Source organism: Pseudoalteromonas luteoviolacea DSM 6061 (assembly GCF_001625655.1).
GTDB classification, from domain to species: domain Bacteria; phylum Pseudomonadota; class Gammaproteobacteria; order Enterobacterales; family Alteromonadaceae; genus Pseudoalteromonas; species Pseudoalteromonas luteoviolacea.
The window spans coordinates 1-26,309 of the sequence record NZ_AUYB01000146.1 but is presented as its reverse complement, the minus strand read 5'-3'; the positions used below and the strand labels follow the sequence as shown (position 1 = coordinate 26,309).

Sequence of the window (26,309 nt, the reverse complement as noted above, 5' to 3'; positions counted from 1 at the left end):
CATTAATCTTCAATACCTCTAAACTTTAAGAATTCAGTATATGTACCTTTAAAGTCAGTGATTTTATTATCTTTGATTTCTAAGATCCGCGTTGCCAATGAGTCTACGAATACACGGTCGTGAGATACGAAGAACAAAGTACCTTTGTATTGCTCCAGCGCTGTATTTAGTGATTCGATCGACTCCATATCCATGTGGTTAGTTGGCTCATCCATAAGCAGTATATTTGGCTTATGCATCATTAACTTACCAAGAAGCATACGACCTTGCTCACCACCTGACAGTACCTTTACAGATTTCTTGATACTGTCTTGTGAAAATAACATTCGGCCTAAAAAGCTACGCAAAACTTGCTCGTCGTCACCTTCTTGGCGCCATTGCCCCATCCATTCCATTAGATCCATGTCTTTCTCAAAATCGTCGGCATGGTCTTGTGCGTAGTAGCCAATATTGCTGTTTTCTGACCACTTAAAGGTGCCGTCACGTGGCTCAAGTTGGCCTGCTAAAGTATTAAGTAAGGTTGTTTTACCCACACCATTTTCACCGATAATGGCAATACGCTCGCCTACTTCAAAAATACCGCTAAATTGACTAAATAGATCTTCTTCAAAGCCTTGAGATAAGTTTTCGATTTCAAGAGAGTTCCTAAATAACTCTTTTGATTGCTCAAATCGAATAAATGGATTTTGGCGACTTGACGCTTTTACTTCGTCTAATTGAATTTTATCAATTTGTTTAGCACGTGATGTTGCCTGTTTTGCTTTTGATGCATTTGCAGAGAAGCGTGCAACGAAAGTTTGTAGCTCAGCGATTTGTGCTTTTTTCTTGGCATTGTCCGCTAATAAGCGTTCTCTGGCTTGCGATGCGGCTGTCATGTATTCATCATAATTGCCTGGATAAACACGCAGTTCACCATAGTCTAGGTCTGCCATATGTGTACAAACACTATTTAAGAAGTGACGGTCGTGCGAAATAATGATCATGGTGCAGTTACGCTCATTGAGCGTGTGCTCTAACCAACGTATGGTGTCGATGTCTAGGTTGTTGGTAGGTTCGTCGAGTAACATAATGTGTGGGTCAGCAAAAAGAACTTGTGCCAATAACACTCGCAGTTTCCAACCTGGTGCAACTTCACTCATTAAACCAAAATGCTGCTCTGTCGGAATACCTACAGCTAACAGGAGCTCACCAGCTTTGGATTCTGCCATGTAGCCATCCATTTCGGCGAACTTAACTTCTAAGTCTGCGACAATCATGCCTTCTTCTTCGCTCATTTCTGGCAAAGAATAAATTCTGTCGCGTTCTTTTTTTACTTCCCATAGCTCTTTATAGCCCATGATCACGGTATCAATTACTGTATATTCTTCATATGCAAATTGATCCTGATTTAGTTTGGCAACACGCTCTTGAGGGTCGTAACTGACGTTTCCACCGGTGGGCTCTAGTTCACCGCTTAAGATCTTCATAAACGTCGATTTACCACAGCCATTCGCACCAATTAGGCCGTAGCGATTACCTTCGCCAAACTTGACGGAGATGTTTTCAAATAGCGGCTTTGAGCCGAATTGTTGCGTGATATTCGCTGTAGAAATCAAAATTTAACACCTTAAATAATTTAAAACGGCGCAACGTTACCTGCTGTTTGTGCCAACTGCAAGCATTGAGTGCCATAAATGTGAGATTAGTTTCATTATGACACTCTAAACTGCGTATTCATATGAACAAGGTGTTTCAAAAGCGCCGGCTTACGCTACTTGTATTGCAAAAGTTTAATTCGCGAGCAAATCGCAACAAACGAACATACCAAGCACTTTTTATTCGCAAAGAAGGGGATAGTTGACTATATATTGATGTATGAAGTGTTAACAAGATAGATATCAAATGCAATTAACCGTTTCAGCTCGCGTAATGAGTGGATTTGCGGCAGTTGTAGTTTTGGCTTGTATTATTTACGCAGTAGCTTTGACAGGGAACATAACTATCGGTGGGTCCGTACAAAAAGTTTCCAAACAAAGTGTACCAACTTTGATTGCTGGTAATAACATGCTGCAGTCTGTACTTTTGGCTCAATTGTCCTTGGTACAACTTGAGAAGGCATCGACCCCCAGTCAAGTACGTGGTATCAAAAATGAATATGATAAACAAAAAAGCACCAATAAAAATGCTATACAGCAACTCCAAGAGCTGACCCAACCTATTGATGAGATTAACCTTACCTTTAAGCAATCTAGGGAGCTGAATAACGCCTTTTTTATGGCATCTGACAAGGCGTTTTCTGATGTCGTTCGTGTTGTTACTCTCGCTCAAAAAACAGCAGAGCTGGCCAGTGAATTTGGTGACATGGGCGATGAAACATTGAGTTATGCATATGACTTAGATGGTCTCTCAGACGATGAAGCCATATCAGATGTGGTAAATAGCTTTGTTGAAAACGTCGAAAATCTTGTTGACGAAGTCAATACAGGGCTGGCATCCAATATAAAGTTCGAAGTGCTGAACGTGCAGTCGGTGGCTAAAGACACACTTGATGAGATGGATAGCCAATTTGCCACAATAAGAGTAGCCCCCGGGATTGCTGGTACTGACCAAGTGGCCACCATGGCCGATAATTTTGCCAGCTTTAAAGGTGCATTGATTGGTACTGAAAGTGCTTTAGCGGCAAGGGTAAATACACTGTCTGAGAAAGAGAAAGTAGCCAAGGGAATTCAAAGCGCCAATGAATCTGCCAACAAACTACAGATGCAACTTAAAGAACTTAATGAACGAATCATCACGCTCACTGATGAAGCACAGAGCGAGGCGAAACTTACAATTGAAGAAAGCCAAACGGTGACAACGTCGCTGACGGTAGTGATGGTGATTCTGTCAATTTTGATAGCTTACTATGTAATAAACAGTATTCGTGGCCCGCTTTATACCATCATAGATCTGATAAACCGCGCAGCGAAGGGGGACTTAACAGTACAATTTTCAGATTTTAAAAAGGACGAGTTTGGTCAGCTTGCGGACAACATGCAGAAATTAATAACGAGTTTAGCGTCGATATTGCGTGAAGTGTCGAACAATTCTCAAGTACTGGCGTCAACTGCAGAGCAAACTAATATCATTTCAGAGCAAAGTTGTAGCAGTGCAGCGCAGCAAAGTGATCAGATGACATCGATGAGCAGCTCTATTTCTCAAATGAAAGAGACCGTTAGTTCGGTTACAAACAGTATTCACGAAACTTTAGAGCATGTTAAGCAAGCCAGTTCAGAAGCATCCTGTGGCGAACAACGTCTTCAAAATAATGTAGCCGAAATCAAAGAGCTCGAAGCGTCCATTGAAAAATCAGCAAATGCGATATCGATGTTAAGTAGTGAATTGGACAACATAAACTCTGTTCTTGCAGTTATTCGTAGTATTGCGGAGCAGACTAACCTACTGGCTTTAAATGCCGCTATTGAGGCCGCTAGAGCTGGAGAGCAAGGGCGTGGGTTTGCGGTTGTTGCAGATGAAGTGAGAACGTTAGCGAGTCGAGCACAAAATGCCACCGAAGAAATTGAAAAAGCCATCAGTGGTTTACAGGAAGGTGCAAGAGATGCAGTGACGACTATGTCGACATCGCAAAAAGAGACACAAGCATGTGTAGAGGGTATTGAGTCTGTTAAAGATACACTTGTATCTATTGTTGGTAGTGTCGAAACGATTAAAGATATGAGCCAGCAGATAGCAGCTGCATCTGAAGAGCAGAGTCTTGCTGCGATGAGCCAATACGAAAACGTTCAGCATATGCATGAAATTACTGAATTAACTTCGAATCATGCAAAAGAAAATCAACAGGCCAGTCGACAGCTCGCTGAAATGGCAGAGACGCTGAGAGCCATGATGAGCCAGTTTAAAACTTAGGAGAATGCAATGAAACTACTATTAGCAATCGGTGCTGTGTCCCTTATGCTTAGCGCTATGCCGACTGAGGTAAAAGCTGGAACTTGTGAAATCAAGTACCTAAGAACGGCTTGCCCGGGTAAAGAAAAGATCAGCTATAAAAAATGTAAGGGCAAGCAAAAGTGCTCTAAGTTCAAAGAGGCCGCTACCGCTGCCGAATGTGGCGAGATGGCGGTAAAGTCATGCAGAAATAAACGTTTGACCATTACTAAATCAAAAGTAATTACGGCCTTGTTTGATGGCCAGCAAATAAAGGCGAGTAATGGTAACGAAGATTTTTGTACTGTGTATGAAAAGGCTGCGGAAGAATTTAATAAGTGTGGTGGATAGCTATTTAGCTGGGCATTTGCCCACCACATAAAATCTTTGTTGGTGGGCTCGTTTTTTCCGAAGCTTTTGTATTTTAAATCCAAAGTTCAGGACAGTAGATTGGATCACTAACTATTTTGACAAAAGCTTAGCTTTTACTTTTCGGCAGAGTATGGATCTTCGGCCATTAGGTAAGCTCTCAGATCCGCTTTTTGAGGATGATTGACCAGCCACTGGCGTATTTCTTTAAGTTTGGTGTAATCTGATTCACCAAATTTGTCTGAATAGATGTCGCTAAAAGACTGAATTGTTGACCGCTCTCGTATTTGGTTCTGATATTGTTGTGTCGCGATGGTATTTAATGAACCAGCTACATCTAGCTGTTTCAATAACGCCCATTCTCCAGCATCAAGCCATATACCGCCTACAGCGACGCTGTAGTCGATTCTAAAATCTGATTTTTCAGAAACTCTGAACTTACGCATAATTGAGCCGGATACAGGGCATAGCTTGGCACGCTTCGAGTCAACAGAATTGATGGTGTCATCTGAGCATGGAAAGCTGAAATCTTCGTTCCTTTCTTTCCAAGCAACAAAGTCTTCTATTAATATCCAATTCCCATTGCAATTAGAGCAAGTATGGGCTCTAAACAATCCATCAAGTAGCGTTGATTTTAAAGTACCATTTTCACAGCTTGTACATTGCATTTTATTTTCCCATGAGATGCCGAGTCCATTTGACTTGGTGAAATATTACAGTCTAGATAGTACGGTTTATTTGAATTAAGTCAATTATTGTATAGTGCGGTCACTTTAACTGACTGAATTAACACGTTGTGGTGGTGTAAAGCTGATATTTATAACTGTTTCGCCGAGTTGGAGCCCACAGCAAGTTAATGGTAGACTCAGTAAAAAATAGAGTGTTGTATATCGCGTTTGTGCCAAAGTCATGGCAGCAAGGGCGTTAACATAATCAATAATCATTTATGATTTTGATTTTTAAGGAATATGTTTTTTATGTGTGAATTGCTCGGCATGTCAGCTAACGTGCCAACAGACATTTGTTTTAGTTTTTCTGGCTTGTTAGAGCGTGGTGGAAATACTGGGCCTCATAAAGACGGATGGGGTATCACCTTTTATGAGGGGAAGGGCTGTCGTACTTTTAAAGACCCTGAGCCAAGTTGTCGCTCAGAAATTGCAAAATTAGTAAAAGCTTATCCTATCAAAAGTGTTTCAGTAATAAGCCATATCAGACAAGGTAATCGAGGCCGAACCTGTTTAGAAAATACTCACCCGTTTACACGAGAATTGTGGGGTAGAGAAATTTCTTATGCACACAATGGACAACTTTCTAACTACAAAGATCTTAAAACGGAATATTACAAACCGGTAGGAAATACAGATAGTGAGCTCGCATTTTGCTGGCTGCTAGATAATATCCGCCAAAAGTACCCTAAGAAGCCATCAAATATGGCAAGTGTATTTCGCTATGCAGCTAAACTTGCAGATCAGCTTAGGGAAAAAGGGGTATTCAATATGCTACTGACAGACGGTGTGTTTGTCTTAGCGTATTGTAGTAACAATCTTCACTGGATAACTCGTAGAGCTCCTTTTGGCAAAGCAACTTTAATCGATGCAGATATGGTGGTTGATTTTCAAAAAGAGACAACACCTAACGACATTGTTACAGTTATAGCGACACGTCCACTTACGAATGATGAACAATGGAATAAAATTGAACCTGGTGAATCAGTGCTATTTAAGCTGGGTGAGAAAGTATAGTGAAGCAGGTGCGTGAAGCACCTGCTTAATCATGTAATTACTGCTTTGGCTTAGCGCTTTGCGACGTCATTTGGATTTGAAATTGTTCGACACCGTCTTTCCCTTTTAGCATTTGTACCAGCATATAATCATATTTTGGTGCAAACCAAGCCATTGCATGGCGCTTGTTACTGTCATAAAGTCTTTTGACTTTGATAGTTTCTACGTTACCAATAGGTAACGTGATGGTCTCTTTACCAACAACCTTGAAGTTGTATAGCCTTACATTGCCGTTTTTATCAATGATAGGGTAACTAAACTGAGTTTTTCCCTCTTTGAGTTCATGCCTCAATTGATTCTGATAAGAGAGCACATCTTGGCGAGATTCATCCCACTCGACTTTTAGAGGGTACTCATATTCTTTTGAAAATAATTGTTTGTTGTCCCTATCAAATTTTATTCTGAAGTTTTTGTCAGGGCGAGTACCTTCACGGTTTAGGCTGTAATGAAGTGGCTTTGTTTCACCATTTTCATATTTAAACAGGCTTTGCTCCGTGCGTTTTTCTGTAAAGATCATCCACTTTACATCTGTTTCATAACTTAACGCGTATGTATTGTCCGCGACTTGCGTAAACTCTCGGGTTGCTTTGCCGTGAATCTTTCCTTTTCTTAATACATTGTATTCGGCTGAATATTCGGTGAGTGTTGAGGCTTGAAGGGAAGAAGAAAAAACAGCGCTCAGGCCTAATAGCAAAGCGCTGTTGATATATGTTTTAGTTGTAATCGACGCCTTGCGCTGGAAGGGGGTCATTGTCAAAAACTGCATAGTCTGCTTCCATTGTTAGTCTGTGTTCGCTGAACCACTTGACCACCAAAGGATAAATGACATGTTCTTGTTTATGTACCCGCTGTGCTAATACGTCTGCAGTGTCGTTTGGCAAAATAGGTACTTTCGCCTGTACTACAACTGGACCTCCGTCTAACTCTTCAGTGACGAAGTGAACACTAGCGCCATGATACTCATCGTTTGCGTCAATTGCTCTTTGATGGGTGTTCAGCCCTTGATACTTAGGCAACAAAGAAGGATGAATGTTCAACATTTTTCCTTTAAATTTTTGCACTAAGCTAGGAGTTAGAATACGCATAAATCCAGCTAATACAACTAAATCTGGATTACAAGAGTCAATTATTTTCGCAAGTTGTTCATCATAGGCTTCACGGCTATCAAACTCTTTGTGACTTAAAACTTGAGTTGGAATATTCGCACGCTCTGCTCGCGTTAGCCCAAAAGCATCTGCTTTATTGCTGATTACAGAGACGATATCACCTTGGATATCGCCGCTTTGACAATGGTCAATTATGGCTTGCAAGTTTGAACCACTGCCTGAGATCAAAACAACGATCCGAGTGGATGCCATTACTCGGCACCACCTAGGATTTCAACTTGCTCTTCACCTTCCGCTGCATCTTGGATTTCGCCAATGTGCCATGCATTTTCGCCTTGAGCAGTAAGGATCTCAATGCTCTGTTCAAGTTTATCAGCTGGTACTACTAGGATCATACCAACACCACAGTTGAATGTACGGTACATTTCATGTGTGCTGATATTGCCGTTTTCTTGAAGCCAATTGAAAATTGCTGGCCATTCCCAGCTATCACCTTTTACGACTGCTTTTGCAGATTCAGGTAGTACACGAGGGATATTTTCCCAGAAGCCACCACCAGTGATGTGTGAAAGAGCGTGTACATCTACTTCTTTTAGAAGCTCAAGGATTGGCTTGACGTAAATGCGAGTAGGCTCAAGTAAATGTTCGCCTAGGGGTTTACCCGCATATTCTTCGTTTGTGTCTGCGCCAGATACTTCAAGTACTTTACGAATTAAAGAGTAGCCATTTGAATGAGGACCACTTGAAGCAAGAGCGATAAGTTGATCGCCAGCTTTTACTTTGCTGCCATCGATGATTTTTGACTTTTCTACTACACCAGTACAGAAACCAGCCATATCGTAGTCATCACCTTCGTACATGCCTGGCATTTCAGCTGTCTCGCCACCGATAAGGGCACAGCCAGACAGCTCACAACCAGCACCGATACCACTTACTACGTCAGCAGCAGTGTCTACGTCTAATTTGCCAGTTGCATAGTAGTCTAAGAAAAACAGTGGCTCAGCACCTTGAACAATCAAGTCATTCACACACATAGCAACTAGGTCGATACCAACCGTGTCGTGCTTTTTTAAGTCAATGGCTAAGCGAAGCTTTGTGCCAACACCATCAGTGCCAGCAACCAAAACAGGTTCTTTATAACCTGTTGGTAGTTCGCATAGTGCACCAAAACCGCCGATGCCACCCATTACTTCTGGGCGGCGTGTTTTTTTCACTACGCCTTTAATGCGCTCTACCAATGCATTACCAGCATCGATATCAACGCCTGCGTCTTTATAGCTCAGAGACTGTTTTTGTTCGCTCACAGGTTTTCCTCAAAATAACAGTATAGATTTGCTTAGAAACGCGCGTATTTTACAACAATTGCGCGAACGCGGCTAGTTGAAAAACGAGGTCGGAGCTTATTGTTGGTGAAAGTTTACGATTAGATTTGGGTATTTGCTTTTAAAGCTGGTTCTTTACCTCGAAGGTACCTTGCTCGCTTGCGTTAGATCAAGGTGTTAGCGTGATTTAAGCGTACTATTTTTCTAGGGGTTGAAGGTACTTACGATTTTAGTCTTTTAATAAATTAGTCGTTAAGGCTTCGGATTTGAGCAAATAGTGGGAGTACCGTTAATAACCTCTAAGTGCAGACCCGATTGACCTTTGCGTTGCAGGAAGTGGAAATGACTATAGGATACGAAAACCTTGTAAAAGAATTGCCTGAGTTTGAGTCTAAAATCTGCAAACTTAAAGCACGCGATCAGCAATTTTCAAAGTTGCTCAATGATTACAATCTACTAGAAAATAGAATTGCGATTTTAAAGGATCGTGCTTGTACCGACGATGGTGCGCTGCTGACTGACTTAAAAAAGCGCAGCCTGACGATAAAAGACAGAATGTATATTATGTTGAAAAATGCTTAAGGTAATTACCTTATGTCAGGCCATCCAGTTTGAGAGCGCACATTTTGAATAATAAACTATACTAAAAACAATATTTCCTCTTGAGTCTTGTTTTTGGAAACATTAAGCCTTTGTTTGATCCTCGTTGGGCTCTCATTTTTGGTGGTTTCTTTTAAACCCGCGATTGAGATATGCCGCATTGCTCAAGCTTCAGGTTGGCGCGTTTTATTTGCACTGATCTGTTTCTTTGTGCTGGGTTATGCAGGGTTCGCCGCTTACGTTTACGACAGTGTAGACGCGTCTCATGTAACATTCGGTTTGTCTACAATTTTGGCTTTGGGTGGTCTGTTCGTTATTGTGGTAGTGAAATTGAGTAAGGCTAGTCTCACCAAACTGCAAAAATCGGTCGATCTTGAAAAGTACAACTCACAACATGACCATTTAACAAATTTAAGAAATAGGCCGCAATGCTTTAAATGTATTGAAAACAGGCAACGTGAAAACGCTCGGTTTTCGGTGGTGCTATACGATTTGTATAACTTGAAGCAAATAAATGACGCCATGGGGCACTTTTTTGGTGATAAGCTACTTGTTGAATTTGCGCAGGCGCTTTCTAATAGCTTATTGCCAGGTAGTGAGCTATTTCGTATCGGTGGTGACGAATTTGTAGTGGTGAGTGAAGCTCGCAATGAATCTGCATTATTTGCACAAAATAACGCAATACTAAGCGCTCTGCATAATGGGCTTGTGGTCGAAGATGTGGCCGTTGACGTTATGTATAGCTCCGGCGCGATTATCAATATCCCTGATGAAAGGACATCTGGCTCTGAGCTACTCAAACGCGCAGATATCGCCATGTATGCGGCAAAAAGAAGCAAACAAAGTCTGGTATTGTTCGATAAAGCCCTACATCAAGGTGTCGTCTCAGAGTTTCACATGCTAAATGATTTCAAGAGTGCACTCGCTCGGGGCGACTTAACTGTTTTTTATCAACCGATTATCGAAGCTTCGAGTAGTAAAGTGCATGGCGTTGAAGCGCTAGTGAGGTGGCCGTCTGACGATGGCGCGTATATATTACCAGAGCGCTTTATACCGATTGCTGAAAAAAACAATATGATTAAGTACCTCAGTGCCTATGTCATAAATACAGTATTCAGTGATTTAAAGATATTACTCCAGTTAAATGCTAATTTAACCGTACACATTAATTTGTCTTGCCAAGACTTGGTGGGAAATAACCTCATTAATGTGCTAACCAGCCAAATTGAAAGTAAGAAAGTTGACCCGAGTAGAATCATCTTCGAACTCACAGAAAGCATGGTAATGACAGATGTTGAACAAACCAAGCAGCTGATAGAGAAGCTCATTGATATGGGGTTTTCCGTGAGCATTGATGATTTTGGTACCGGCTTTTCTTCGTTTTCTATTTTAAAAGAACTACCCATCTCCCAAATTAAGATAGATAAGTCTTTTGTAACAAAATGTCTAGAGCAGGATAAAGATAGAGCAATTATTGAAACTACGCTCTTTTTGGCTAAAAAGCTAGGGTGCTCAGTGGTCGCTGAAGGGGTTGAGAATGATGAAACATCACGATACCTAACTAAGCAGGGGTGCACCTATATTCAAGGTTTCAATATCAGTGAACCGCTTTCACTGGGAGAAGTAAAAGGCTGGATCACCAGTAGCGGCGTAATTCAGACCGCGTTAAGGAAGTATTAAGGTTCGCTTATGTATATTCGCCCGCTTTTTTAAACTGTCTGGGCTATTGAGTAAGTGCAACAAGATTTTGTGTTGTATACATTGTTGAAATTCAAGAGCAACAAAAAGCTGCGCTAATTTGAAACAGATTGCACGCTTCTCAGGTCCATTCTACTAAGCAGAATGTTTCATTCTGTAAAATTCAATACAATTTTTGACAACTTTTGCGATCATATAACCTTAGGATATGGCTTAACATATTCATTTATAAGGGTGTGGTTGAATATGTTGTTATGAACCCACATTTGAGCCATGTGGGACGTTAATTTATTCTGAGAGGATTTGAAATTGAAAAAAGTCGTCAGCTTTTTATTTTTAGTGTTTTGCTCAACGATGGCGATGGCTAATGAGACGCCTTATCAACTGATAACACAAGTTGGTGACGGGCTCTTTGCGGACATAAAGAAAGTGAATGCAGGAGGCAAAGCAACACCAAAGGAAATGCGTGGCATTGTGAAAGAGCGTTTAATGCCACATATCGATACCCGTTTCGTATCGAGAAAGTTATTAGGGAAACATATTAAAGGCTTAAAGCGTCAAGAAGCCATTGAGTTTATTGGTGCTGTGACTCACTACTTAGAAGTCACATATGCGAGTGCACTGATGCAATATAAAGGTCAAGAGATTGTTTTTGAAAAAGGCCCTGTTCCTAAAGATAGCAAGTATGCAACGATCAAGGCGATTATTAAAGAAAGCGCAGGCCCAGATATTGATCTACATTTTAAGTTCCGTAAAGGGAAAGATGGACAGTGGAAAGTGTATGATTTAGTGGCTGAAGGTATCTCGTTGTTAAGTGCGAAACAAAAAGAGATCGTTTCGCGAATTTCCCAAGTAGGCTTAGCGCAGGTAACGACTGAGCTTAAAAGTAAAGGTTAATTAACGCTGTGAGTAATTAGCCTCGAGGAGAAAGAAATTTACCCGTTTCAATCTCCTCGCGTGTTTTAAGCGCAAGCTGCTCAAGTACACCTATGTTTCTTCCACGTGATGTTAACTCGTGCTTTATATCGATGATGTCAACGGCCTCAAAACCGGATAGCTGTGCGATCCGCGCAAAAGTATAGGCATGCTTGAACTTCTTTTGTTTGTAAAAAATGCTCACTAGTGCTTTGTATACTTCTATATCCGGTGTTTCTCCCGCTTGGTTTAACTCTAATACTCGGTAAAGCAGATCTATGGTTTTATCATCGTCAAATTTTGCATAGTAAGTTGCCAAAAACATTTGGATCTCACTGTTATCCTTTACATATGGCTCTTCTTGCATCCTGAGCAATTTATTCATCGCAAATTGGCTATTGTTTCTCGACCAATGGTAATACAAAAGACCCGGGTGATCAGAACCTCGTGTCTCGTGATAAATTCGGTTCATTTCTTTTAAACTAGTAAGGTGACCTTCTACGCGCGAGGTGGTTTTTTCCTTTAGCTTTATGTGTTCTATTTTTGCAGCTAGAGAAATACAAGTGTTGTATGTTTCGAATTTTTTCAGCAGCTGATATTTGTTATCATCGGTAGGATCTTTGTACTCTAAGTAGCGACTAATAATGACAGAAGCTCTTTCTTCTTTACAGTGACTGTCTTTATTGAGGTCACTACAAAAACCTGGCGTTTCGTCACAAACTTTAGCCAGTGTTAACGGTTCCTCGCATCCTGTCATTAATGTGAGTAAAGAAGCACTGACAATAGAAAACATCCACCTATTAGCCATTGTTTATCCTAAATAATTTTTACACGCGCACAACATACCATTTTTGCATCTTTCGAAACAGCCCCAACTCGACGTATGTTATCTAAGTTTAATCTAGATAGTGAGTTTTGTACGACTATTTTATGAATTTTGAATAGAGCAATATTAGGCTAATTGGGCAAGTTCTTAATTTTTAGTAACTAGGCGGGTTGTTTGCGTGTTCCTTTTATGAAAACTTGAGGAAATATCAGGTAAAAGTGGAGAATAATTGCAGATTAAATTAGAATGGCGTTGCCCAGAAGGGCTATCCGTTCAAAAAATTGTTTATTAGGCAGAAAAAATGACCTTATCTCACGAGCAAGAATATCAAAATAGCTGGCAAGAGCGCCAAGATTACGCAGAGAATATGCAACCTATTATTGGTCGCTTATACCGTAACTTAGGTGTTGAAATCGCTGTTTATGGCCGTCCACTTGTCAACACAAGTACAATTGACGTTATCAAAGCACATAAAACAGTTGCACGTTTTGAAGAGACTAAATTGCGTCTTCGTGAAAGCTTCCCATTCTTAGAAGCTATCAGCAAAATGGAGCTTGCACCTGGTCGCATCGATTTAGGTAAGCTAGCTTATGCATATATCTACAAGAATGCAGGTGAAGGCCGTTCAATCGAAGAATACTTGAACAGTGAGCTTGCTGACTTATTAAATAAAGGTACACGTCCAGAACCTCGTGACGTTGTACTATACGGTTTCGGCCGTATTGGACGTTTATTAGCGCGCCTGCTTATCGAGCGCGGCGGCTCTCACGCTGATTTACGTCTTCGCGCAATTGTTGTTCGCGGTGGTCGTGACGGCGATCTAGAAAAACGCGCAAGCCTTCTTCGTCGTGATTCAATCCATGGCCCATTCGACGGTTCTATTACTGTTGATCATGAAAAGAGTGCGATTAAAGCAAATGGTAACTACATCCAGGTAATTTACGCAAACACACCTGAAGAAGTTGATTACACTAAGTACGGCATTGAAAACGCACTAGTTGTTGATAACACGGGCGTTTGGAAAGATGAAGATGGTCTAGGTAAACACCTTAAGTCTAAAGGCGCGTCTAAAGTACTTCTTACAGCTCCTGCAAAAGGTGACATCAAGAACGTTGTTTACGGTGTAAATAATGTAGATATTCTTGGTGAAGACAAGATTGTGTCAGCGGCAAGCTGTACAACAAATGCAATCACACCTGTATTGAAAGCACTTAACGACAAGTTTGGTATCAAGAACGGCCACGTTGAAACGGTTCACTCTTATACAAATGACCAAAACCTAATTGATAACTACCACAAAGCAGAGCGTCGTGGACGCAGTGCTGCATTGAACATGGTTATCACTTCTACAGGTGCTGCAAAAGCTGTAGCTAAAGCACTTCCTGAACTAGCCGGTAAGTTAACTGGTAACGCTATCCGTGTACCAACGCCTAACGTTTCAATGGCTATTTTAAACTTGAACCTAGGTTCTGAGACTACATCTGAAGAGTTAAACGAGTTCTTGCGTGAAACTTCTCTTTACTCTGACCTACGTGATCAAATTGACTATACTGCGTCGACAGAAATCGTATCTACTGACTTAGTGGGTAGCCGTTATGCAGGTGTTGTTGATTCTCAAGCAACAATTGTTGATGGCGACCGTGTTGTACTTTACGTTTGGTACGATAACGAGTTTGGTTATAGCTGTCAGGTTGTACGCGTAATGCGCGATATGGCTGAAGTAGCTTTCCCAAGTCTACCTTAATAAAGGTATGACCATTAAAAAAGCCAGCATTTGCTGGCTTTTTTAGTTTTTGATCGGCGTCATGTGTGTTAGGCTTTCCACAGTTTTTAGCTACATCTAGCTAACATGAATAACAATTCATTGTTTTGCTTCAAGTAGGCAATATTACGGCAATAACCTTGCCAAAAAATTAGGGTAAATATGAGAATCTCAAGTAATTTTGACAGCGGTAATATCAAGGTAATTTCGGCTGAGCAGCCTCACGATATACAGCTTGAAATCAACAAAGACAACAACTCAGACTTTTTTCAATGGTTTCACTTTCGTCTAGAGTCAACTCCTTTTGTCGAGCACAAATTACACATCAACAAATTAGCTGAATCAGCTTATCCTGAAGGGTGGGATGATTATCAGGCTGTGGCCTCATATGACAGACAAACTTGGTTTAGAGTCCCGACCACATATCAAGATGGACAATTGGTTATTGACTTCGAACCAGAATATAGCCACACATTTTTTGCTTATTTTGCACCGTATAGCTACGAGCGTCATTTAGATTTACTCTACAGAGCCCAAAGTCATGATGCGTGTCAAATTGAAACTTTAGGCCAAACCATTGATGGTCGAGATATTAGTCTATTGGTTGTCGGTGAACCCAGTGATGCAAAGAAAAAAGTTTGGATTACGGCACGTCAACACCCTGGAGAAACAATGGCCGAGTGGTTTGTTGAGGGCCTGTTAGAAAAGTTACTAGACGACGAAGATCCGCATGCCGCGGCATTATTGTCTAAAACAGTTTTCTACATAGTGCCAAATATGAATCCTGATGGCAGTGTGAGAGGTCACTTAAGAACTAATGCTAATGGTGTGAACCTAAACCGTGAATGGCAAACGCCTAGCGTCGAGAATTCGCCTGAAGTTTATTATGTATTAGAAAAAATGCGTGCTGTAGGTTTAGATATGTATCTGGACATTCATGGAGATGAAGCTCTTCCGTACAACTTTGTTGCAGGTAGCGAAGGGATCCCAAGTTATGATGCGCGTTTAGCTAGTTTAGAGAACCAGTTTAAAGATGCGTTATTGACAATCACACCAGATTTCCAAGACGTTTATGGTTATCCAAAAGATGAGCCAGGTCAAGCAAACCTGACTGTTGCATCGTGTGCTGTTGGTGAAGAGTTTAAAGCTCTATCTTACACAATAGAGATGCCATTCAAAGATAATGCAGATTTGCCAGATCCACACTTTGGTTGGTCGGATAGACGTTCGTATCAGTTTGGACAAGATACATTAGCTGCAATTGTTAAAGTTGTAGATAACCTAAGATAATCAACAGTAAGGCAGCCCTTTGGGTTGCCTTTTTTATTTATATAACAACAACTAGAAGAGGAAGTGTCGTGGACGTATTAGGAAGTTTTCTTGATAGCCTAGATGCCATGCTTGGAGGCTCGTGGTGGTTTCCATATGTATTGCTGGGGGTGGGGTTCTTTTTTACAGTGTATTTAAAGTTCCCACAAATTCGCTATTTTAAACACGCTTGTCGTGTTGTTACCGGCAAGTATGACAAGAATGCACATGAAGGTGACACAACGCATTTTCAAGCGTTGTCTACGGCATTATCCGGTACGGTAGGTACAGGTAACATAGGTGGTGTAGCACTGGCTATTTCAATCGGTGGTCCAGCTGCACTATTTTGGATGTGGATGACCGCATTCTTTGGTATGACAACTAAGTTTGTAGAAGTAACTTTGTCTCATAAATATCGTGTTAAAACTGCTGATGGTACCATGGCTGGTGGACCTATGTACTACATGGACAGGCGTTTAAACATGAAGTGGCTCGCGGTTTTATTCGCAGTTGCAACTGTTATCAGCTCATTTGGTACGGGTAGCTTGCCGCAAATCAATAATATCGCGCAAGGTATGGAAGCGACATTTGGTTTTGAAAGAATGGCGACTGGTGCTGTTTTATCGATTTTACTAGCGCTTGTTATTCTTGGAGGCATCAAACGTATTGCGGCAATAACTTCAAGAGTAGTTCCTGTCATGGCAGCAGTATACATTCTTGGTGCGTTTGCAGTTATTTTTTACAATATCGAAAATATTGGACCGTCTTTTGTATCAGTTTTCACTAATGCATTTACAGGGTCGGCAGCTGCTGGTGGTTTCCTTGGCGCCTCTTTTGCTTATGCGTTTAACCGCGGTGTAAACCGAGGATTGTTCTCAAATGAAGCAGGTCAAGGTTCTGCCCCAATTGCGCACGCATCAGCAAAAGCAGATGAGCCAGTATCAGAGGGTATGGTATCTATACTAGAACCATTTATTGACACAATCATCATCTGTACATTGACAGGTCTAGTGATATTGTCCTCAGGCGTTTGGACAGAAAAGTTTGAGACCGAATTTGAACGCTCGGGCATGACCTTTATCAAAGGCAATTATGACGAGGCAAACGAAGCAGACAGAGAGCAGCTCTACAAGTATTTGAATGGTCATTCTGACCACCAAGTCGAAGAGTATACCGGTGCGATACAGGTAGTTCAGGGGATTGCGGTCAATAAAGACTTTACCGTAATTCACTCTCGCTCAATTGGCGAAGATATCCGCTTTGGTATTTCCGATGCGCATCAGTATACGGGGACAGTGGACATTGAAAGCGGTACTCCTGTTGACCCAAGCATTACTATCCAAGGTAAGTCGTTGGTCCACTCTGCTGAATTAACAACAAAAGCGTTTACACGAGGTTTCTTTGGAGACAGTGGTAAGTATATAGTGTCTATTGGCTTACTGCTCTTTGCGTTTTCTACAGCCATTGCTTGGTCGTATTATGGTGACCGCGCAATGACTTATTTGTTAGGTCCGCGTTCAGTGATGCCTTATCGTGTATTCTATGTTGCAGGTTTCTTCTGGGCATCATTTGCTGATACGACGCTAATTTGGAAATTGGCAGCCGTAGGTATTGTGGTTATGACGCTTCCTAACTTATTCGGCATTATGGTTTTAAGAAAAGAAATGAAAGAAACCGTTGATGAATATTGGGAAAAGTTTGAAAAAGAGCAAGGTCAAGCTTCTGGAGACGATAAAATCGAAAAATCTCGCGATTTCCAGTAAGACAAATTAGCTTAAACCAAGTAGAATAGGGCGCCATCTGGCGCCTTATTTTTTATTCGGAGTAACTAGAGTATGGCAATTGCCCAATGCCCCAGTTGTAATAAATCGATTTCTTCTAAACATACAGTGTGCCCTCATTGCGATGTAGAGCTCGGCAACATAAGTGAAGACGAATTACGTCGTTTATCTGTGAGAAACCGTATAAAGAAACAGCAGAGCATTACGAATTACTCTTTCTTAGCTCTGATCCTGTTTTTAGGTGGCTTCTTATATATGTACTGGCAACACCCAGTTGAGGGCAGCATAGAGATGTACGCTGCCAAATCAGCCATCGGTATTGGTATGGTTTGGTATTTGATTAATCGCGTGATCTTAGTAATTTTGAAAAAGAAAAAGTGACGATGAATGTAGAGAATTTGGTAAGTAGCATTACCCCAGAATTATTTGAGCGCTTGCAATACGGTGCATCCACAGGTCGCTGGCCTGATGGTACTGAATTGACTGAGGCACAAAAAGAGCAGACTGTTCAACTCGTCATGTTGTATCAAGCAAAAGTCGCAAAGTCGAATGAGCAATTCACGATAAATGAAGACGGTGAAATGGTTCAAAAGTCAAAACGAGAATTGCAAAAAGAATTTAAAGCAGAAAACGAAATAGCTAGGTTCACTGAAAATGATCTTTAAACACTTATTTACACCTAAATGGAAGCACCCAAAAGCGCAAGTGCGTTTAGCGGCGGTGGATAAATTAGATATAACCAAGGATGCGGAAGCACTTACTACGCTTGCATTAGAGGACGACTCGATACAAATAAGAAAAAAAGTCCTCAACAAAATTGATGACCTAGGATTGTGGTGGAAAGTATATAAGCAAGATCAGGCATTAAAAGAAGTTGCGGAACAGCACATTAACCAAGCTGTGCTTTCTGGCTCTCAAATGCTAAGCAATGAGATAAGAGAAGAGTACATTGATCGTTACGCACCAGTTAAAACGTTAGAAAAATTAGCGTTTTCGGATATTGCGTTGGCACAAAGGGTTAAACTTTTAAAACGTATAGCAAATGCCAAGCTAATTGAAAAAGCATTTAAAGAGGGTGATGTGTCACTCCAAGTGGCTTTGCTTGAACTAATTTTCCAATATGAGTTAACCAAAGCGGTATTGAAAAGTGCCCAAGGGGATGCGAAAGCACAAATTGATGCGCATTTGGAATCCGCTAGGCTTGCGAAAGTGATGCCTAAACAAGTTGCTGAACAGGTGAAATTGATCCTTGCAAAGCTCAACGCATTGCGAGAAAAATTAGACTATCAATATGTAGATACACAATTTAAAGAATTAAGTCAGCAGTGGCAATCACTAGAATTAAAGTGGCTTGATGAAGAAGCATTAAATATTCAGTCAGAAAAGTATCACAAATTGACCGAAAAGCTGTCTTTACACATCGGCAAACTAAAAGCACAGCATGAAGAGCTGCTTGCAGAGCAAAAAGCGAAAGAAGACAAGCTTAATGCCATTTCAGACATTAAAACTCAATGTGATAGTTTTGAGTCTGTGGTAAATGATGCTGTGAAAAAACTAGATGTTGAATCACAAGCGTCTTTACAATCTCAGTACGAACAACTTGTAAAATCGCTGGAAGAGTCGCCATATCGTAACGATAAAGAGTTACAACCATTCTTAGATAAAGTGATTGAGCTGAATAAAGTATTGTTGCAGTTGCCTGAAATGATTGCAGCTAGCAAAGAGTTTCAGGTTTCTTTAGAAGCACTGGCTCAAATTGAAGCGAGCGAAGATATTGAACAGCTTGATAGATTGCTGAGTGAGCAAAAACAAGCATACCAAGTTTGTAACAGTGCCCTTAAGTCATTACCGAGTGAACTAAAGAAGCAGGCTAAATCTGAACTAGGTGAAGCTTCAAAGACGTTTTTGTCAGCTATGAAGCCGCTGGTAGATAAACAGCAGCAGTTGCTCAAAGAAGCGCGTAAAAAAGCACGCGATGTACAAAGACTCATCGAGCAAGGCCGTTTTAATATCGCATTTGGTGTATTTAATGGTTTCATCGAAAGCTATGAGCAGTTGACAGCCGGCCATAAAGAGCAAGTTGCAAAGCAACATGAATCATTGCAGGAGCAGTTAGCAGAAGTTAAAGACTGGCAACGTTATGCGTCTGCACCTAAACGAACTGAACTTTTAGAGTCGCTTGACGAAAAGCTAAACGAGACTGATATTGATCCAAAAACGCGTGCAGCGGATGTAAAAATGCTTCGAGTACGCTGGAATGAACTTGGTCGTATTGAAAGCGAAGAGGAAAAACAGCAAGCTAAACAGTTTGATGAGAAGATCGAATTGCTATTCGCACCTTGTAGAGCTTATTTTGCTGAGCAAGAAGAAGCCCGCAAAAAAGTGATTACAGACAGAGAAAAGCTGATTGTTCAAATGCAAGAACTAACTTCATTTTCGGTTGAAGAAGAGGGTGCATGGCGTAAGCTGGAAAGCCAATTTAATCGTGTTAATAAACTTTGGCGCGGTGCTGGCAGTTTAGATTCCCAAACGTATCAGGGGTTAAATAGCAAATACCGCGATGCTTACTCAAAAATCAATGAACGTTTAAGGTCTCACCATCAAAACAATGCTCAGCAAAAACAAGCACTGGTTGATGAAGCACAAGCACAAGTTGACAATGAAAATGTGGCCGAGGCATGTGATGAATTGAAAACGCTACAAAAGAAATGGCAAGGTATTGGCTTTGCAGGTAGCAAAAACGAGCATGTGTTGTGGCAAACATTTAGAAAGCACAATGATGCTGTGTTTGCTAAACGCGAGGAATTAGTTGCGCAGCAAAAACGTGAAAATGCAGAGTTGGAAGCGGAACAGCGTCAAGTACTGGCAAATTTTGATAGTGCAGTAATTGAGGCAAAGACGCAGTCAGAACTTAGCCAGCTACAAGTTGACATCGCGGCACTAGAAGTCCTTGGCGGCTTGGCTAAGATAAAGAAGGCATTGCTTGAGCAAGTGAGCATCAAGTTAAATGAACTATTCTCAACCCTAACTAGGGAAAAGTTTGCTGAATTAGTGAATGCCGTGGAGCAAGGAACGGATATTCCATCTTGCTGGCAGGGTAAAAATGCATTGGGTTTGAGTGCAAACAGCTTGTTGTTGAGGTTGGAAATTTTGACCAATATCGAGTCACCTGAAGGGGAGCAACAGGCTAGAATGGCTGAGCAAGTGGCTTTACTTGATGAAAAGCTGCAAGGTGAGTCTCATAAGTTGGACTTTTACCTTGTCTGTTACTTGGCACAAGCAAACATAGAAGGTGCTGATTTAAGCTCCGAACGTTTACTTAAAGTGCTAAATGCATAAGCAAATTTAAAAAGGCCCATTAGGGCCTTTTTTAGATCAGAGTTTTGAACTGAGCCGTATCCTATCCTTTAGATAAGCGAAACTAAGGCTTGGCTGAGCGATCAGAGCATCGAAGTTATTTTCGTTTTTTACTATGATTGTTGGTGCATAAGGGTTACCAAAGAGCAGAACGCATAACTTCATAGGCCTTGGTTTTCAACATACCATTATCCGCCTGTCTTGTATTCCCCGTATACTTTGCAATGAATTCCGTCTTAAACTCCATAAGCTAATAATTTTTAATACTAAATTTAGGTGTCTCTAACTAGAGATACTGTAGCTGAGATTCGAGTAGGTTGATGTGCCACCGAGTTGTATTTGAATTGACTATTGCATCAAATGGCATACCGTTTATGGCGAACTGAGTAATATTAGTTTGGTAAATGGGAATTATTATCATATAAATGGTGTTTATACCGCGCATTAACTTTATAAATTAGCGTAACGTAGTGAATTTAGTGTATTTTGCGGCACAAACTAATACTAAAAAGTGCTTTTTAGTTAAATGATTACGAGCGCTTTAAAATAGGGTAAAATAACCCTGTTTTATCTATGCGTATTACTGCCTGACGAGGTTTATATGAGTTTGTATACTGAGTACTTGGATGAGATCCAAACCCGTAAAACGGAACAAGGACTAAATCCAAAACCAATTGATAGCGCAGAGCTATTATCTGAAATTATCGCCCAAATTAAAGACGCTGGGCATGAGCACCGCGAAGATTCTCTTAAATTCTTCATCTACAACACACTTCCAGGCACAACTAGCGCTGCTGGTGTTAAAGCACAATTCTTAAAAGAAATTATCCTAGGTGAAGAGACTGTCGCAGAAATCACTGCTGAATTTGCATTTGAACTGCTTTCTCACATGAAAGGTGGTCCTTCAATCGCTGTGCTTCTTGATCTTGCTCTTGGCAATGACGAAGCGGTAGCGAAGCAAGCGGCTGAAGTACTTAAAACGCAGGTATTCCTATACGATGCGGACACTGCTCGCTTACAAGATGCATTCAAAGCAGGCAATGCAGTAGCTAAAGATATCTTAGAAAGCTATGCGAAAGCAGAGTTCTTCACAAAGCTTCCTGATGTTGCAGAAAAAATCGAAGTAGTTACTTTTATCGCAGGTGAAGGCGATATTTCTACTGATTTACTATCTCCAGGTCATCAAGCGCACTCACGTGCTGACCGTGAACTTCACGGCCAATGTATGATCACACCTGAGGCTCAACAAGAAATCGTTGCGCTTAAAGAGAAGCACCCTAACGCGAAAGTGATGCTTATCGCAGAAAAAGGTACTATGGGTGTTGGTTCTTCACGTATGTCTGGTGTGAACAATGTAGCATTATGGGCAGGTACTCAAGCAAGCCCTTACGTTCCGTTTATCAACATCGCGCCAGTTGTTGCTGGTACTAACGGTATCGCACCAATTTTCCTTACTACAGTTGATGTAACTGGTGGTATCGGCCTTGACCTTAAAAACTGGGTTAAGAAAGTAGACGAAAATGGTAATACTGTTACTGACCAGAACGGCGACCCAGTATTAGAAGAAGCATACTCAGTAGCAACTGGCACTGTGCTTACTATCGATACCAAAGCTAAAAAATTATTCAACGGCGAAGAAGAGCTTGCTGATATTTCATCTGCGTTCACTCCACAAAAAGTAGAGTTTATGAAAGCGGGTGGTTCTTACGCGGTAGTATTTGGTAAGAAACTTCAAACACTTGCTGCTGAAACGCTTGGTGTTGAAGCGCCAACTGTTTATGCACCTTCTAAAGAAATTTCACACGAAGGTCAAGGCCTAACTGCTGTTGAGAAGATCTTCAACCGAAATGCAGTAGGCGTTGCTTCAGACACGCCACTACATGCAGGCTCTAACGTTCGAGTTAAAGTTAACATCGTAGGTTCGCAAGATACAACAGGTCCTATGACGTCACAGGAACTTGAAGCAATGGCTGCTTCAACGATTTCACCACTTGTTGACGGCGCATATCAGTCTGGTTGTCACACAGCGTCTGTTTGGGATAAGAAAGCGCAAGCGAACATTCCTAAACTAATGGCATTCATGAATAAGTTTGGCCTTATCACTGCTCGTGACCCGAAAGGCATCTACCACTCAATGACTGACGTTATCCACAAAGTACTGAATGATATTACGGTTGATGACCGTGCTATCATCATCGGTGGTGACTCGCACACGCGTATGTCTAAAGGTGTAGCGTTTGGTGCAGACTCAGGTACTGTGGCATTAGCTTTAGCAACTGGTGAATCTGCAATGCCAATTCCAGACTCAGTTAAAGTTACCTTTAAAGGCAAAATGGCCGAGCACATGGATTTCCGTGACGTTGTACATGCAACGCAAGCGCAAATGCTTAAGCAATTTGGTGGTGAGAACGTATTCCAAGGTCGCATCATCGAAGTGCACATTGGCACGCTAATGGCTGACCAAGCGTTCACTTTCACTGACTGGACCGCAGAAATGAAAGCGAAAGCGTCAATCTGTATTTCAAATGATGAAACGCTTATCAAGTCAATTGAACTTGCTAAGAGCCGCATCCAGATCATGATCAACAAGGGTATGGAAAACGAAGCTAAGACGCTTCAAGGCCTTATTGACCTTGCAGATGAGCGTATCGCTGGCGTTAAGTCTGGTGAGCAACCAGCTCTAGCACCGGATGATAATGCTAAGTACTATGCAGAAGTTGTTGTTGATCTTGACGAAATCGTTGAGCCAATGATTGCAGACCCTGATGTAAACAACGAAGACGTATCTAAGCGTTACACGCACGACGTAATTCGTCCTGTTTCATACTACAACGACAAGCCAGTTGATCTTGGTTTCGTAGGTTCTTGTATGGTTCACAAAGGTGACATGCAGATCATCGCGCAAATGCTTCGTAACCTTGAGAAGCAAAACGGTTCAATCGAATTCAAAGCACCACTAGTTGTTGCACCACCAACATACAACATTGTTGATGAGTTAAAAGCTGAAGGTGATTGGGAAATCTTAGCTAAGTACGCAGGTTTTGAGTTTGACGACGAAAAACCAAAAACAGCTGCACGTACTAAGTACGAGAACATCCTATATCTAGAGCGCCCTGGATGTAACCTATGTATGGGTAACCAAGAAAAAGCTGAACCTGGTGACACTGTAATTGCAACTTCTACGCGTCTATTCCAAGGCCGTGTTGTAGCTGATACATCAGAGAAGAAAGGTGAGTCGCTACTTGGTTCAACCCCTCTAGTTGTTCTTTCAACTGTACTTGGTCGCTTCCCAACTATGGTTGAGTACAAAGCAGCAGTTGAAGGTATTGACCTGACAGCGTTCACTCCGCTTGAAGAAGAACTAACAACTAAGTTTGGTTCTGAGCAAGCAGTGCCGGTTAAAGTTGTTTAATCAGTAACGATTGAGAACTAGAAAAAGCGCGTCTTGTACGCGCTTTTTTATTTCAATTTAGTGCATTGTTGTATTTGTGAATGAACCGTCTAGGCCTTTAGGGCATCTGATTTTATATAGTTTATTTTTGATCTATCTAGACTGATATACAGAAAACCTGTCACGTCTAATGCCTGGACTTGTGATGGTCAAAGTATAGTTACCTGTATAATTCGGTTTGTATGTTCCTACCACAACTTTGTAGGTACCAGCAGGTAAGTTGGTACGAATTTTAGAATCATATCCATCTCCGCTATCATCGTCTCTAAGGATTTCACCATTAGGTTTGATAAGTGTTAAGTATGCATCTCCTGCATGACCATCAAGATAGAGTTCAACATAGTCACTGTATTGTTGAGTAAAGGTAAATTCAGGATTGTATTGGTGGTTATAATCTTGGCCTCCTGAACTGCTCCAGCTGCCACCCGCTGAAGTACTCAAATTGAAATTCCATATACTTTGTTTAGGAAGTGGACGATTTGTGCTTGGGTTAGCTCTTAGGGCATCTAGAAATAGCTCATTAAACCCCATATCGTTGTAACCCATAGCTCGAAATGAATCCCCTAATGGTCGAACTGATATCGTGCCATTCATTAACCAAATTTCCCACTTTTGGGCGCTTGAACCATTGCAAGGGTTTGAGTTCACCAAGGTTGCATACCCTTGGTCTGTCATGCATCTGTCGCTATATCTAGAAGGAGAAATTGTGTAGTAGGATTTTTCTACAGCGTTAACTTTATAGCCTTTAGTTTCTACTAGACTAGACTCTGAACAAAAAAACAGTTGACGATTCCAGCTTGAAGCGCAGTAATCTCTCATAGCCGATTCTTTGTAAAGCGAAAGCTTGGGCTGTAACCAAAGAGAGTCACTCATTATAGCGACACTATCGAGTGATTGTACGGACACGCTGGCCGATAAAATGGTTGAAAATATTAAGGCAATTTTGTATCTGTTCATGTTTCTTTCCTTACTTGTTGAGTTTCAAGATAGAAAATAGGAAAGCCGTAATAACTATCAATTACAAAGCTATTACATGGGGGAAATAGAAAAGCAGTGCGGTTGTTTGAACAGCCCATTAAACAGGTTGGCTGCGTATATTGTTTTTAGAGCGATTCAGACTAAAATTTTTCAGATCAAGTTCGTTTATTGTTATGAGTTTTGATTGGTTATGGTACTGGATGAAGGCTTCATTTAAGTCACCTCAATACGAGACTTGTTCGAGTGTCCCATCTAAAAAACTTAATGAGGAATTTAATTATAATGCTTGAGACCAGCAATTTTTATTTTCAAAACTATGAACAGTGGCGCCACGCTATTACGGTAAAGTGCAATATAAATTTAACCCCAGAGTATGCTCGCAGCCGAATTGTGTCGCTTCAAAATTCGAACGATCGCCATACACAAGAGTTTTCTGCCAAATATGGTGATGCCTACTTACAGCAGGTTATCGAGTGGTTCGCGCGCGCTGAACAAGAGAGTTAGACATTCAAGTACAGAGCTTTTTTATTGTTCTGATTGTGCTCAGGTTACAAAGCGAGGTTTTGTTTCTCAAGTGTAAGCATGCGTAATATTTCTATCTAGAAAGGTGGACTAATTTTGTAAGGAAATTCAATCTTTATAAGGAAGATAAAATGAAAACTTATGTTCTATTCATAATGCTGATTGCACTGTACATTTGTTCACCTATTACTCGAGCTGCTCAACTTCCACACACGGATCATTTTGAAGTGTCAAAACTGTATGGCGATGTAAGCACTCAAGCTTTTGATTTTTATACCATGCTGGGCAAAGGCACTGGCTGGAAGCTAGCACTATATGGCAATCGAAGGCTTGCGGTGCATATTCTCAGTGCATTGAATGCGTCTGCAGATAGGAGCTTGTACGGTTTTCAAGCGAAAGATATTGACGGTATGACGTTATCTACTCGTCAAATTTACAATGTTTTTATGAATGGCAATGGTAATAATTGGTATAGCTGTGGAAATGGGTTTGTTGTCACTGGAATGTATTTCTATGATGAAGGAGATAGAAGCGTCGAACGGTTTGAGTGTACTAGAGTGTTAGGAAAATCGTCTTCTTCTTCCCATAGTTACAAGTATGCAGATATTAATGTGTAACTCCACCCAATTT

22 protein-coding genes are annotated in these 26,309 nt (G+C 41.1%); 15 read left to right on the top strand and 7 right to left on the bottom strand.

The window, feature by feature from the left end; all coding sequences use genetic code 11:
• Nucleotides 1–2: 2 nt before the first annotated feature.
• Entirely contained in the window at nucleotides 3–1,595 is a 1,593-nt protein-coding gene (locus tag N475_RS22720; protein ID WP_063358352.1) for an ABC-F family ATPase, read from the bottom strand.
• A 286-nt stretch (nucleotides 1,596–1,881) separates the two neighbouring features.
• Between N475_RS22720 and N475_RS22715 the strand changes: the two genes are divergently transcribed.
• Together N475_RS22715 and N475_RS22710 are read left to right on the top strand one after the other, a co-directional pair.
• Nucleotides 1,882–3,885, top strand: coding sequence for a methyl-accepting chemotaxis protein (locus tag N475_RS22715; RefSeq protein WP_063366014.1), 2,004 nt, complete (start codon nucleotides 1,882–1,884; stop codon nucleotides 3,883–3,885).
• Nucleotides 3,886–3,894: 9 nt separating this feature from the next.
• A complete protein-coding gene (locus tag N475_RS22710) occupies nucleotides 3,895–4,254 on the top strand; it encodes a hypothetical protein (protein ID WP_063358354.1) in 360 nt (119 codons plus the stop codon).
• A 134-nt stretch (nucleotides 4,255–4,388) separates the two neighbouring features.
• Here N475_RS22710 and N475_RS22705 read toward each other — a convergent pair whose 3' ends face one another.
• Entirely contained in the window at nucleotides 4,389–4,940 is a 552-nt protein-coding gene (locus N475_RS22705) for a zf-TFIIB domain-containing protein (protein ID WP_063358355.1), read from the bottom strand.
• A 309-nt stretch (nucleotides 4,941–5,249) separates the two neighbouring features.
• On the opposite strand from N475_RS22705, the gene N475_RS22700 reads away from it, so the two are divergent.
• Nucleotides 5,250–6,014 carry a class II glutamine amidotransferase gene (locus N475_RS22700; RefSeq protein ID WP_063358356.1) on the top strand — a complete coding sequence of 255 codons (765 nt, stop codon included), beginning with the start codon at nucleotides 5,250–5,252 and terminating at the stop codon, nucleotides 6,012–6,014.
• A 37-nt stretch (nucleotides 6,015–6,051) separates the two neighbouring features.
• Here the strand turns inward: N475_RS22700 and N475_RS22695 are convergent, their stop codons facing one another.
• Genes N475_RS22695 through purM form a run of 3 tightly spaced genes read right to left on the bottom strand, consistent with a single transcriptional unit; the run spans nucleotide 6,052 to nucleotide 8,463 of the window.
• A complete protein-coding gene (locus N475_RS22695; protein WP_193343341.1) occupies nucleotides 6,052–6,819 on the bottom strand; it encodes a DUF3108 domain-containing protein in 768 nt (255 codons plus the stop codon).
• Nucleotides 6,767–7,411 (bottom strand): phosphoribosylglycinamide formyltransferase, encoded by a 645-nt coding sequence (purN, locus tag N475_RS22690; RefSeq protein ID WP_063358357.1) that lies wholly within the window; start codon nucleotides 7,409–7,411, stop codon nucleotides 6,767–6,769. Before purN ends, N475_RS22695 begins: the two co-directional genes overlap by 53 nt.
• Complete coding sequence (gene purM / locus N475_RS22685) at nucleotides 7,411–8,463, bottom strand: phosphoribosylformylglycinamidine cyclo-ligase (RefSeq protein WP_063358358.1); 1,053 nt, start codon at nucleotides 8,461–8,463, stop codon at nucleotides 7,411–7,413. Before purM ends, purN begins: the two co-directional genes overlap by 1 nt.
• Nucleotides 8,464–8,823: 360 nt before the next feature.
• Here purM and N475_RS22680 point away from each other — a divergent pair, with 360 nt between their 5' ends.
• The 3 genes from N475_RS22680 (at nucleotide 8,824) to N475_RS22670 (ending at nucleotide 11,676) form a co-directional block, all read left to right on the top strand.
• A complete protein-coding gene (locus N475_RS22680) occupies nucleotides 8,824–9,063 on the top strand; it encodes an HP1242/YdcH family protein (RefSeq protein WP_063358359.1) in 240 nt (79 codons plus the stop codon).
• Between the two features lie 93 nt (nucleotides 9,064–9,156).
• Nucleotides 9,157–10,761 (top strand): putative bifunctional diguanylate cyclase/phosphodiesterase, encoded by a 1,605-nt coding sequence (locus N475_RS22675; protein ID WP_081216022.1) that lies wholly within the window; start codon nucleotides 9,157–9,159, stop codon nucleotides 10,759–10,761.
• A 321-nt stretch (nucleotides 10,762–11,082) separates the two neighbouring features.
• Complete coding sequence (locus N475_RS22670) at nucleotides 11,083–11,676, top strand: MlaC/ttg2D family ABC transporter substrate-binding protein (protein WP_405127411.1); 594 nt, start codon at nucleotides 11,083–11,085, stop codon at nucleotides 11,674–11,676.
• A gap of 16 nt (nucleotides 11,677–11,692) precedes the next feature.
• Here the strand turns inward: N475_RS22670 and N475_RS22665 are convergent, their stop codons facing one another.
• Nucleotides 11,693–12,502: a DUF2989 domain-containing protein gene (locus N475_RS22665; protein WP_227008432.1), complete on the bottom strand. Its 810-nt coding sequence runs from the start codon at nucleotides 12,500–12,502 to the stop codon at nucleotides 11,693–11,695.
• A 319-nt stretch (nucleotides 12,503–12,821) separates the two neighbouring features.
• Here N475_RS22665 and N475_RS22660 point away from each other — a divergent pair, with 319 nt between their 5' ends.
• The 7 genes from N475_RS22660 to N475_RS22630 all read left to right on the top strand — a co-directional run bounded on the left by N475_RS22660 (nucleotide 12,822) and on the right by N475_RS22630 (nucleotide 24,140).
• Entirely contained in the window at nucleotides 12,822–14,264 is a 1,443-nt protein-coding gene (locus tag N475_RS22660; RefSeq protein ID WP_063358361.1) for a glyceraldehyde-3-phosphate dehydrogenase, read from the top strand.
• A 180-nt stretch (nucleotides 14,265–14,444) separates the two neighbouring features.
• On the top strand, nucleotides 14,445–15,572 hold the full coding sequence (locus tag N475_RS22655; RefSeq protein ID WP_063358362.1) for a M14 family metallopeptidase: 1,128 nt from the start codon (nucleotides 14,445–14,447) through the stop codon (nucleotides 15,570–15,572).
• 68 nt (nucleotides 15,573–15,640) lie between these two features.
• Nucleotides 15,641–17,353, top strand: a complete 1,713-nt coding sequence (locus N475_RS22650) for an alanine/glycine:cation symporter family protein (protein ID WP_063358363.1) — start codon at nucleotides 15,641–15,643, stop codon at nucleotides 17,351–17,353.
• Nucleotides 17,354–17,425: 72 nt separating this feature from the next.
• Nucleotides 17,426–17,752, top strand: coding sequence for a hypothetical protein (locus tag N475_RS22645; protein WP_063358364.1), 327 nt, complete (start codon nucleotides 17,426–17,428; stop codon nucleotides 17,750–17,752).
• 2 nt (nucleotides 17,753–17,754) lie between these two features.
• Complete coding sequence (locus N475_RS22640; protein ID WP_063358365.1) at nucleotides 17,755–18,036, top strand: YeaC family protein; 282 nt, start codon at nucleotides 17,755–17,757, stop codon at nucleotides 18,034–18,036.
• Nucleotides 18,026–20,710, top strand: a complete 2,685-nt coding sequence (locus N475_RS22635) for a DUF349 domain-containing protein (RefSeq protein WP_063366013.1) — start codon at nucleotides 18,026–18,028, stop codon at nucleotides 20,708–20,710. Before N475_RS22640 ends, N475_RS22635 begins: the two co-directional genes overlap by 11 nt.
• A 619-nt stretch (nucleotides 20,711–21,329) precedes the next feature.
• On the top strand, nucleotides 21,330–24,140 hold the full coding sequence (locus N475_RS22630; RefSeq protein ID WP_081216023.1) for a bifunctional aconitate hydratase 2/2-methylisocitrate dehydratase: 2,811 nt from the start codon (nucleotides 21,330–21,332) through the stop codon (nucleotides 24,138–24,140).
• A 132-nt stretch (nucleotides 24,141–24,272) separates the two neighbouring features.
• Here the strand turns inward: N475_RS22630 and N475_RS22625 are convergent, their stop codons facing one another.
• On the bottom strand, nucleotides 24,273–25,136 hold the full coding sequence (locus tag N475_RS22625) for a hypothetical protein (protein ID WP_063366012.1): 864 nt from the start codon (nucleotides 25,134–25,136) through the stop codon (nucleotides 24,273–24,275).
• 303 nt (nucleotides 25,137–25,439) lie between these two features.
• Here N475_RS22625 and N475_RS22620 point away from each other — a divergent pair, with 303 nt between their 5' ends.
• Nucleotides 25,440–25,661: a hypothetical protein gene (locus N475_RS22620; protein WP_063366011.1), complete on the top strand. Its 222-nt coding sequence runs from the start codon at nucleotides 25,440–25,442 to the stop codon at nucleotides 25,659–25,661.
• Between the two features lie 149 nt (nucleotides 25,662–25,810).
• Nucleotides 25,811–26,296, top strand: a complete 486-nt coding sequence (locus N475_RS22615) for a hypothetical protein (protein WP_063366010.1) — start codon at nucleotides 25,811–25,813, stop codon at nucleotides 26,294–26,296.
• Nucleotides 26,297–26,309 lie beyond the last annotated feature (13 nt).

What these genes read in the sequence shown, in the direction of transcription:
- N475_RS22715 (WP_063366014.1), top strand. Translation starts at nt 1,882, where the DNA reads ATGCAATTAACCGTTTCAGCTCGCGTAATGAGTGGATTTGCGGCAGTT.
- N475_RS22710 (WP_063358354.1), top strand. Translation starts at nt 3,895, where the DNA reads ATGAAACTACTATTAGCAATCGGTGCTGTGTCCCTTATGCTTAGCGCT.
- N475_RS22705 (WP_063358355.1), bottom strand. Translation starts at nt 4,940, where the DNA reads ATGCAATGTACAAGCTGTGAAAATGGTACTTTAAAATCAACGCTACTT.
- N475_RS22700 (WP_063358356.1), top strand. Translation starts at nt 5,250, where the DNA reads ATGTGTGAATTGCTCGGCATGTCAGCTAACGTGCCAACAGACATTTGT.
- N475_RS22695 (WP_193343341.1), bottom strand. Translation starts at nt 6,819, where the DNA reads ATGCAGTTTTTGACAATGACCCCCTTCCAGCGCAAGGCGTCGATTACA.
- purN (WP_063358357.1), bottom strand. Translation starts at nt 7,411, where the DNA reads ATGGCATCCACTCGGATCGTTGTTTTGATCTCAGGCAGTGGTTCAAAC.
- N475_RS22680 (WP_063358359.1), top strand. Translation starts at nt 8,824, where the DNA reads ATGACTATAGGATACGAAAACCTTGTAAAAGAATTGCCTGAGTTTGAG.
- N475_RS22665 (WP_227008432.1), bottom strand. Translation starts at nt 12,502, where the DNA reads ATGGCTAATAGGTGGATGTTTTCTATTGTCAGTGCTTCTTTACTCACA.
- N475_RS22660 (WP_063358361.1), top strand. Translation starts at nt 12,822, where the DNA reads ATGACCTTATCTCACGAGCAAGAATATCAAAATAGCTGGCAAGAGCGC.
- N475_RS22655 (WP_063358362.1), top strand. Translation starts at nt 14,445, where the DNA reads ATGAGAATCTCAAGTAATTTTGACAGCGGTAATATCAAGGTAATTTCG.
- N475_RS22645 (WP_063358364.1), top strand. Translation starts at nt 17,426, where the DNA reads ATGGCAATTGCCCAATGCCCCAGTTGTAATAAATCGATTTCTTCTAAA.
- N475_RS22640 (WP_063358365.1), top strand. Translation starts at nt 17,755, where the DNA reads ATGAATGTAGAGAATTTGGTAAGTAGCATTACCCCAGAATTATTTGAG.
- N475_RS22635 (WP_063366013.1), top strand. Translation starts at nt 18,026, where the DNA reads ATGATCTTTAAACACTTATTTACACCTAAATGGAAGCACCCAAAAGCG.
- N475_RS22630 (WP_081216023.1), top strand. Translation starts at nt 21,330, where the DNA reads ATGAGTTTGTATACTGAGTACTTGGATGAGATCCAAACCCGTAAAACG.
- N475_RS22625 (WP_063366012.1), bottom strand. Translation starts at nt 25,136, where the DNA reads ATGAACAGATACAAAATTGCCTTAATATTTTCAACCATTTTATCGGCC.
- N475_RS22620 (WP_063366011.1), top strand. Translation starts at nt 25,440, where the DNA reads ATGCTTGAGACCAGCAATTTTTATTTTCAAAACTATGAACAGTGGCGC.
- N475_RS22615 (WP_063366010.1), top strand. Translation starts at nt 25,811, where the DNA reads ATGAAAACTTATGTTCTATTCATAATGCTGATTGCACTGTACATTTGT.